The sequence below is a fragment of the Streptomyces sp. NPDC016851 genome (genome assembly GCF_055562795.1).
In genome coordinates, this window is the sequence record NZ_JBVHEP010000029.1 from 116,830 (window position 1) to 126,087 (window position 9,258).

At 73.8% G+C, this 9,258-nt stretch carries 7 protein-coding genes; 3 read left to right on the plus strand and 4 right to left on the minus strand.

Going from position 1 to position 9,258, the window contains the following annotated elements:
• The 3 genes from ACZ3I3_RS35110 to ACZ3I3_RS35120 all read right to left on the minus strand — a co-directional run bounded on the left by ACZ3I3_RS35110 (nucleotide 1) and on the right by ACZ3I3_RS35120 (nucleotide 4,168).
• The gene (locus ACZ3I3_RS35110; RefSeq protein WP_020271575.1) at nucleotides 1–432 is read right to left on the minus strand and encodes a roadblock/LC7 domain-containing protein; all 432 of its coding nucleotides are present in this window, start codon (nucleotides 430–432) and stop codon (nucleotides 1–3) included.
• Nucleotides 433–446: 14 nt separating this feature from the next.
• Entirely contained in the window at nucleotides 447–2,957 is a 2,511-nt protein-coding gene (locus ACZ3I3_RS35115; RefSeq protein WP_467371730.1) for a sensor histidine kinase, read from the minus strand.
• A 200-nt stretch (nucleotides 2,958–3,157) separates the two neighbouring features.
• Complete coding sequence (locus ACZ3I3_RS35120; RefSeq protein ID WP_467371732.1) at nucleotides 3,158–4,168, minus strand: substrate-binding domain-containing protein; 1,011 nt, start codon at nucleotides 4,166–4,168, stop codon at nucleotides 3,158–3,160.
• A gap of 348 nt (nucleotides 4,169–4,516) precedes the next feature.
• Here ACZ3I3_RS35120 and ACZ3I3_RS35125 point away from each other — a divergent pair, with 348 nt between their 5' ends.
• Nucleotides 4,517–4,864, plus strand: coding sequence for an ArsR/SmtB family transcription factor (locus tag ACZ3I3_RS35125; RefSeq protein ID WP_467371734.1), 348 nt, complete (start codon nucleotides 4,517–4,519; stop codon nucleotides 4,862–4,864).
• Nucleotides 4,854–7,367, plus strand: a complete 2,514-nt coding sequence (gene mgtA / locus ACZ3I3_RS35130) for a magnesium-translocating P-type ATPase (protein WP_467371736.1) — start codon at nucleotides 4,854–4,856, stop codon at nucleotides 7,365–7,367. Before ACZ3I3_RS35125 ends, mgtA begins: the two co-directional genes overlap by 11 nt.
• Here the strand turns inward: mgtA and ACZ3I3_RS35135 are convergent.
• On the minus strand, nucleotides 7,358–8,920 hold the full coding sequence (locus tag ACZ3I3_RS35135) for an LCP family protein (RefSeq protein ID WP_467371755.1): 1,563 nt from the start codon (nucleotides 8,918–8,920) through the stop codon (nucleotides 7,358–7,360). The genes mgtA and ACZ3I3_RS35135 overlap by 10 nt on opposite strands.
• Nucleotides 8,921–8,997: 77 nt before the next feature.
• Here ACZ3I3_RS35135 and tatA point away from each other — a divergent pair.
• The coding region (gene tatA / locus ACZ3I3_RS35140) for a Sec-independent protein translocase subunit TatA (protein ID WP_467371738.1) at nucleotides 8,998–9,258 on the plus strand (261 nt) is incomplete at its 3' end.

A 9,258-nucleotide genomic window follows, 5' to 3' on the forward strand; every position in this document is an offset into this window, starting at 1 on the left:
TCACACGCCGGGGTCGACGACGGGACCGGCCATGCCCCGCGGTGCCGCGCTGAGGTGCTCGCCGATCTTCTTCACCAGCATGTTCATCTGGTACGCCACCACACCGACGTCCGCGCCCGGCCCGGTGAGCACGACCAGGTGCGCGCCGGGACCCGCGGAGGTGAGGATCAGATAGCTGTTGGCCATCTCGATGAGCGCCTGGCGCACCGGACCGCCCCGGAAGTCCATGCTGACGCCCTTGCTGAGGCTCATCAGGCCGGACGCGGTCGCCGCGAGCCGCTCGGCGTCGTCGCGCAGGAATCCGGTGGACTTGCTGACCACCAGGCCGTCCTCGGACAGCACCACGGCCTGGTTCACGTCGGCGACCCGCTCCACGAGTCCGGTCAGCAGCTGGTCGAGCTGGGTGTGCGTGGCGGGGATGGGGCGTGTCATTGCGGTGTCCTTCGTCAGCGGTCGGCGGGCGGAGTCGAGGGGACGGGGCCGGCGGCGGCCTGCCGGGGTGGTGCGGCCGCTTCCTCGTCGTACGGCTGATCGGTGTCGTCGTCACGGGCCCGGAGCGTGCCGCGCTGGAAGCCGGCCAGGGACGAGGCGGCCGCCTCCGCGGTGAAGTCGTCGGGGGAGCCGTCGTCCTCGGCGGGCGCGGACTCCTCGCGCAGTTCCTCCACCAGGCTGGTCTGCGGCACCCGGCGGGGGAGCGGGGCGAGACCGTCCCCGCGGGGGATGACCTCGCGGGCGGCGGGCGCGGCGGGCGCTGTGGCCGTGGCGGCCGCGGTGGTGGTGGCGGACCGGGCCGATGTGAAGGGCCGGGGCTCGCGGGCGGCCCCGGTGGTGCCCGGTGCGTCCTCCGGCTCCTCGGCGGTGGCCGTGGCGCTGCCGGCGTTCTCGGCGTCCGCCGGGCTCCGCCCGTCCTCCGGGCCGCCATCGGCCCGCGGACCGTCGCCCGCCCCCCTCGGGCGGACGAGGGCGGACAGGCCGTTCACGCCGGCCGTGTCCTTGCCGTCCCGGGCGCCCGGCGCACCGGCCTCCGGGGTCTCACGCACCACGATGTCGTGCGGTATCAGCACGATCGCCGTGGTCCCGCCGTACGGCGAGGCGCGCAGGGTGACGGTGATGCCGTGCCGGTGGGCCAGCTGGGCGATCACGAACATGCCGAGCCGCAGGTCGTCGGCGAGCGCCACCACGTCGAACTGCGGGGGCACCGCGAGCTGTTCGTTGAACGACGCGTAGTCCTCCTCCGACATGCCGAGGCCGCGGTCCTCGACCTCGACGGCCAGGCCCTTGGCGACCATCCCGGCCCGCACCGTGACGGGGCTCGGGGCGGGCGAGTACGCGGTCGCGTTGTCGATGAGCTCGGCCAGCAGGTGGATGACGTCGGCCACCGCGGGCGGCGCGACGGACACCTCCTCGTCGGTGTGCACCTCCACCCGCTGGTACTCGGCGACCTCGCCGACCGCGCTGCGCAGGATGTCGGCCAGCGCGACCGGCTCGGTCCAGCTGCGGCCGGGCCGTTCGCCGCTGACGATGACGAGGTTCTCCTCGTAGCGGCGCAACTGGCTGGCCGTGGAGTCCAGTTCGTACAGGCCTTTGAGGATGTCGGGGTCGGTGTGCTCGCGTTCCAGTGTGTCGAGCCTGCTGAGCTGGAGGTTGACCAGGTTCTGGCTTTGCCGGGCGATGCCCAGGATGACCTTCTGGAAGCCGCGCCGGGTGTCGGCGAGTTCGACCGCGGTGTGCACGGCCGTGCGCTGGGCGGTGTTGAACGCCTGCGCCACCTGGCCGAGTTCGTCGTGCCCGTAGTCCAGCGGGGTCGTCGCGGACTCCGGGTCGACCGTCTCGCCCCGGTCGAGGCGGGCCACCACGTCGGGCAGCCGTTCCTGCGCGAGGCTGACGGCGGCCCGGCGCAGTCCGCGCAGCCGCCGGGACAGCGAGCGGGTGATCCGCCAGGACATGCCGACGCACACCAGCAGCGCGAGCAGCCCGCCGGCGCTCAGGATCCCCGCCTTGATCAGCAGCGCGTCCGCCTTGTCGGCGCTGCGTTCGAGCAGGCCGGTCGTCTGCCGCTGGATCAGAGTCGCGTAGTGGGCGGACAGTTCGTCCATGGCGGCGTTCCACCGCTTCTGGGCGTCCGGCAGGGCGATCCGGTCCGAGGCGGCACCGGAGTTGCGGGCCGCCAGCACCTGGTCCTCGATGGACTGGAGCGTCTGCCACTCCGGGCTCGCCAGGATCCGCTCGGTCTGTGCCTTGGCGCTGCCGGTCAGCTGGGGCACGACCTGGTCCTGGACGAGCCAGCGCCGGGTGTTCACCAGCTCCGTGAACTGCGTCCAGGCCTTGTCGTCGAGGTGCCCGGACGGCCACGCCAGGGTCAGCTGCGCGTCCTCCCGGGACACCAGCTCCGCGGCGTGCTCCAGGGCGACCAGCGGACCGGCCTGCGAGGTGAGGTCGCCGTCGTCGACCTGGGAGAGCTCCTGGAAGGCGTGGATCTGGTCGTCGATGATCGAGGTGTACTGGTCCAGCGCCTGCTGCGCGGTGATGTCGGTCGGGTCGTCCACCTGGTCGCGGTAGTACTCCAGGCTGCCCACCGAGCCCAGCACCGAGTACAGCCGGTCCGACACGCGGGAGGGCGCCTCCTCGATCGCGTCCGCCTGCCCGACCAGCTTCCCGACCGCCGCGTCGGTCTCCTCGCGCTGTTTGTCGAGGGCGGCCCGGGAGCCGTGCGGCGAGGCCAGCCAGGCCGCCGACAGGCTGCGTTCCCGCTGGAGGGCGAGGGTCGTGTCGGTGCCCATGGCACCGGTCGACCGGCTCAGCTCCGTCTGGTCGCGCAGCCGTAGCCCCTCCGAGAACATCTGGATGGTCGTCACGCCCCACATGGCGGCGAGGGTGACGCTGGGAACCAGGGCCACAAGCACCAGGGAGAGGCGTATGGAACCGAGACGGCGCCGGGCACCTGTCCGTCGAGACATCGTCGTCCTAGGGCGATCAGCGGGGAGGGAGGAACGGGAAGGCGGAACGGGCGGGGTGGGGGAGGGGAGCGGGGGACGGGCGCGAGGGGTTTCGCGTGCCGGTTACGGCACATGGGATGCGCAGGATGTTATCCGTACAAGTGACCGCAGGGCCCGGACCTGACCGAATCTTTGGCGACACCGTCACAGGAAGGGTCCGGTCACCGGGTCCCGGCGGCGGCGAAACGTGCCACCGCGGACACGTTGGACCTCGTCACGAACGCGGGGCCGGTGAGCACCGGGGCCGTCCCGCCGCCGCTGATGTTGCCGTTGGTCCGGTACAGCCACAGGGCGTCCACCGCGAGGTAGCCCTGCAGGTAGGGCTGCTGGTCGACCGCGAACTGCACCTCGCCGCTCTGGACCGCCTCGACCAGGTCCTTGTTGAGGTCGAAGGTGGCGACCTTGGCTCTGCTGCCGGCCTGCTTGACGGCGTCGACCGCGCTGAGCCCGTACTGGGCGCCCAGGGTGACGACCTCGTCGATGCTGGAGTCCTGCCGCAGCCGGGACGCGATCGTGGCGGTCACCGCGTTCATGTCGGCGCCGTCCACGTACACGTTGTCGGTCTCGCCGCCGAACGTCTTGCGCACGCCGGCGCAGCGGGCCTCCAGCGCGACGTTGCCCCGCTCGTGCACGACGCACAGGGCGTGCCTGGCCTTGACCTCGTCCAGCTTGTCGCCGACGGCCCGGCCGGCGACGGACTCGTCCTGGCCGAAGTACTCCAGCAGGCCCGCCGGGCGCCAGGCGTCGATGCCGGAGTTGAGCCCGACGACGGGGATGCCGGCCGCCTTGGCCTGGGCGATCGGGCCCCGCATCGCCGCCGGCTTGGCGAGCGTCACGGCGATGCCGTCGACCTTGTCGCGGACCGCGTCGCGCACCAGCGCGGCCTGCGCGGCCGCGTCGGCGTCGCTGGCGTACGTCAGGTCGATGCCGTCCTTGGCCGCCGCCGTCTCGGCGCCCCGGCGCACCAGGTCCCAGAAGGCGTCGCCCTTGCCGCCGTGGGTGACCAGGGCGACCTTCATCCCGCCGCCCGGCCCGCCCACCGGGTCGGCGTCCGGCCCGTCGTCACTCGCGCCGAGGACGGAACAGCCGGCCACCAGCAGACACACGGCGGACACCAGGGCCGCGACACGGGTGAGTCTCGCGGAGGTGTGCGGCGGGGGAGGAGTCTTCATGAGGGGCGGACCTCGCTGTGCGGCCGAGCAAGAGCAGGATGAGAGCCGGGCGGACCGCACTTGAGCACGGGCCGGATGACTCTCGTTGGCCCGGAGCCAACCGTGTGTGACCACTGGGCGTCAAGTGAGCGGCCACATGCCGTGAGTTAGCGCTGCCGCATCGTGATGATCTGTCCGACGGGTCGAACGTGGGAGGTCATCCCCATGATTTTCATACCGTCCGTGCGGTTCGGGGCCCGGCGTCCCGCACGGAAAAGGCCTCCCGGAGCGGCCGCCGGGGGGCCGCCGGGGGCCGCCTAGACTGGTGCGGCCCGCAGGACGACTCAGGCGACGGAAGGGACGGCGACGGTGGCGGCAGCCGGCAGTGGCTTCGAGGACCCGCCCGCCGACGTACTCGACCGGGCGGCCGCGGCCTTCGGGCTGCTGGCCTCGCCCGCCCGGCTGCACATCGTCTGGGCGCTGGCCCAGGGCGAGAGCGACGTGACCGGGCTCGCCGAGCGGGTCGGCGGCGCGCTGCCAGCGGTCAGCCAGCACCTCACCAAGCTGAAGCTGGCCGGACTCGTCGGCTCCCGCCGCGAGGGCCGCCGGCAGGTGTACTACGTCGACGACCCCGACATCGTCGACGTCGTACGGCTCCTGGTGGGCCGGCTCACGGACCGGGCGGCGCCGCCGCGCCGCCGCCTCCATGGCCTCTGAGACCGCCGACGGCACCACCCTTGAGGTGCTGCGGCGGCTGGAGTCGGGCCCCCGGGGACTGACCGAGGCCGAGGCCGCGGCCAGGCTGCTCACCCACGGCGAGAACACCCTGCCGGACCGGCGCACGCCGTCCTGGCCCCGCCGGTGCGTGCACGCCCTGCGCGACCCCTTCACCGCCGTCCTGCTCTGCCTCGGTCTGGTGTCCGCCGCCGTCGCCTCCTGGGGCACCGCCGTGGTCATCCTCGCCCTGGTCGCGGTCAGCTGCGGGCTGCGCGCGAGCGGGGAGCACCGGGCCGACCGCTCCATGGCCGCCCTGCGCGAACTGGTCGCCGGCACGGCCACGGTGCTGCGGCGCGACACCGACCGGGAGCCGCCCCGGCCCCGCGAGGTGCCGGTCCCGGACCTCGTCCCCGGCGACGTCCTGCGCCTCGGCCCCGGCGACCTCGTCCCGGCGGACGTACGACTGCTGCGCGCACGCGGACTCACGGTGCACCAGGCCGCCCTCACCGGGGAGTCGGCGCCGGTGGCCAAGAGGGCGGTGGAGGGACCGGCCGGATCCGGTGCGGTCGACGAGACCCCGCTGTGTTTCCAGGGCAGCACCGTCGCCACGGGCAGTGGTACGGCCGTCGTGGTCGCGACCGGGGACGGCACCCGGTTCGCCGCCGCACACCGGCAGCCGGCCGTCCCCCGGGAGGGCGGGGCCTTCGACCGGTCGGTGCACGGCATCTCCTGGGTGCTGATCCGCTTCATGCTGCTGACGCCGCCCCTCGTCCTGATGGCCAACGCCGCGCTGCGCGGACGCGGCCTGGAGACCCTGCCCTTCGCCGTCGCGGTCGCCGTCGGACTGACGCCCGAGATGCTGCCGGTGATCGTCACCACCTGCCTGGCCCGGGGTGCCGCCCTGCTCGCCCGCACCCACGGCGTCATCGTCAAACGGCTGCCGGCGCTGCACGACCTGGGCGCGGTCGACGTGCTGTGCGTCGACAAGACCGGCACCCTCACCCAGGACCGGCCCGTCGTCGCACGGGCCCTCGTCCCGGCCGGCCGGGACGACCCGGAGGTGCTGCGCTGGGCCGCCGTCGGTGCCTGGTGGACCCTCCAGCTCGCCGAACTGCCCGCGCCCGACGCCCTCGACGAGGCCCTGCTGGAGGCGGCCGGGCCGGTGGGCGAGGAGTACGACGGGGTGGACGCGGTGCCGTTCGACCCGGTACGGCGCTGCTCGACGTCGGTGGTGCGCGGCACCCTCGGGCGCCACACCGTCGTCGTCACGGGGGCCGCCGAGGCGGTGGTGGAGCGCTGTACGGCTCAGCCGGGGGAGCGCGAACGGCTGCTGGCGCTCGCCGCCCGGGAGGCGGACGCCGGGCTGCGGGTCCTGGCCGTCGCGACGGCCGACCGCCCCGCCGGTGCGCCCGGCCCGCCCGGCACGCGGGGCCTGACCTTCCGGGGCCTCGTGACCTTCCGGGACGCCCTCGCCCCGACCGCCGCCGACGCCCTGCGCGCTCTGGCCGACCGGGGCGTCACCGTGAAGGTCCTCACCGGCGACCATCCGGCCACCGCCGCCCGGGCCTGTCGCGAACTCGGCCTGGATCCCGGGGAGATACGGACCGCCGCACAGCTGGAAGGTCCCGAGGCCGCCGGGGAGGCGACCGTCGTGGCCCGCTGCACCCCGCAGGACAAGGCCCGGGTCGTCGCCGCCCTGCGCGCCGCCGGGCACACCGTCGGCTTCCTCGGCGACGGCGTGAACGACGTGGCCGCGCTGCGTGCCGCCGACGTCGGCCTCGCGCCCCGCTCCGCCGTCGGCGTGGCACGGGAGAGCGCCGACGTCGTCCTCGCCGAGAAGGACCTCACGGCGATCGGCCACGCGATCACCGCCGGGCGGCACGCGAGCGGCAACATCGCCTCGTACCTGCGCGTCACGCTCTCCTCCAACCTGGGCAACGTCGTCGCGATGCTCGCCGCGGGCCTGCTCCTGCCCTTCCTGCCGATGCTCCCGGCCCAGGTGCTCGCCCAGAACCTGTGCTTCGACGCGGCCCAGCTCGCCTTCGCCCACGACCGTCCCGGCGCGGCGGCCCTGCGCGGTCCGGCCGTGCTGCGGCCGCGCTCCTTCCTCCGGTTCGTCACCGGCTTCGGCCTGCTCAACGCGGTCGCCGACCTCGCCACCTTCGCCGTCCTCGCGTTCGCGCTCGACGGCCCCGACGCCGTCGACGACGAAGCCGTGTTCCGCTCCGCCTGGTTCACCGAGAACCTGCTCACCCAGGCCCTGGTGATGCTGCTCCTGCGCACCGGCCGGGGCGACGAGCACAGCCGTGCCCCCGGCCCGGTCCCTCTCGCGGCGGCCGGCCTCGCCGTCGTCGGCCTGCTGCTGCCGCCGAGCCCCCTCGGCGCGGCCCTCGGCATGACGGCCCTGCCCGCCGCGTACTACCTCCTGCCGGCCGTCGTCCTCGGTCTGTACGCTCTGGCCCTGACGGCGGCCAGGGCCCGGCAGGGGCGGCGTCAGCCGTAGGTGAGGTTCGAGCAGGGGTTGTCGTCCGCGGACCGGGCCCCGGCCGCGACCTCCGACGGCACGGCGGACGGAGCCGGGGACGCGGACGCGGTCGCCACCGGGCCGTCCGCGTACGACTGTCCCAGCACGACACTGATCCCGCTGCCGGTCACGGGCTGGAGCCGCGCGCCGGGGAAGGCCGCCGCGACGGTCCGGGCGCGGTCCTCCAGGCCGGGGCCGTACTCGACCAGTGTCGTGGTGTGGTCCTGGGCGGACGCCGTGGCCGTGCCCGTGACGGTGAAGCCGTCCGAGGTGAGAGCGGCGGCGGCGCGGGCGGCCAGGCCGGGGACGGAGGTGCCGTTGTAGACGGCGACCTCGATGCCCGCACCGGAGACCGGTGCGGGGGAGGCGGACGCCGCGGAACCCGCTGTCCCGGTCCTCTTCCCGCCGGCGCTCTTGCCGTCGATCGTGCGGTCGGCCCGGAGCGCGGCCCACAGGGCGTCGGCGTCCGGCTGCACGATCGCGACCCGTGAACCCTCGTAGCGCCACGGCAAGGTCACGAACTTCGTGTCGTGCAGGTCGATGTCCTTCAGGGACAACGCGAAGGACATCAGCTTGTCCGCGGAGCCGAGGCCGGGGTCGACCGTCAGCGACTTCGTCGCGGCCTCGGCCAGCGGCAGCAGCCGCGTCGGAGTGAAGCCCTCGCTCTTCACCTCCTTCAGCAGGCTCGCCACGAACGCCTGCTGGCGCTTGATCCGGCCGATGTCGGAACCGTCGCCGATGCCGTGCCGGATGCGGACGTAGTCCAGCGCCTTCCGGCCCGCGACGGTCTGCTCGCCCTTGTGGAACAGCAGCTCGCCCGGGGCGGTGAGGTGGGGGTCGAGGTCGTTCTCGTAGACGTCCTGCGGCAGGCACACCTTGACGCCACCCACCACGTCCGTCAGCCGGGCGAAGCCCTTGAAGTCGACGACGACCGTGTGGTCCACGCGCAGGCCGGTGAGCTGTTCGACGGTGTTCTGCGTGCAGGCGGGGTTGCCCTTGGCCGTCTGGCCGACCGAGTACGCCGCGTTGAACATCGTGTCCGGCTGTGCCTTCGTCCAGCCTCCGCCGGGCAGCTTGCACGGCGGGATGGTCACCAGGGTGTCGCGGGGGATGGAGACGGCGACGGCGTGCCGGTGGTCGGCGTAGACGTGCAGCAGGAACGCGGTGTCGGAGCGGCCCACGTCGTCCTTGTCGCCGCCGCCCAGCGCCTCGTTGCCGCCGGTGCGGGTGTCGGAGCCGATGACCAGGACGTTCTCCCCCTGTGACGAACCGGCCTCGGGGCGGTTGTCGGAGAGGCCGCCCGAGTCGAAGGTGCTGATGTCGCCGTCCAGCTTCAGGTACAGCCAGCCGGCTCCGCCCGCGGCGAGCACGAGCAGGGCCAGGCAGACGACGAGCCCGATCCGTATGCCACGGCCACGGCCACCACCACGACCATGGTCACGGCCGCGCCGGCGACCGCGCCGCCGCCTGTCGTCCCGCGCGGCGGCCCTGTGCCGCGGCGGCTGAGTCCTCCGGTTGCTGGTGACCGTCATCGGCGTCCGCTTGCCTCTCACCCGGGGGTTGTACAGTTGCGCAATGTAGCAACTGTCGATGAGAGGGAGGGCAGGACGTGCTGCGCAACGGACTGGAGCCCTGGCATCTGCTGATCGTGGCGATCGTCGTGATCGTCCTGTTCGGCTCGAAGAAACTGCCCGACACGGCGCGTTCGCTCGGCCGCTCGATGCGGATCCTCAAGAGCGAGGCGAAGGCGCTGAAGGAGGAGAGCGCGGCGGGGCCCGGGCCCCCCCCAACGCCAACCCGCCCCCCCCCCCCGCCGCCAGCCCCCGCAACAGCCCCCACCACAAGACCCCGCGGTGGAGATAGAAACAAC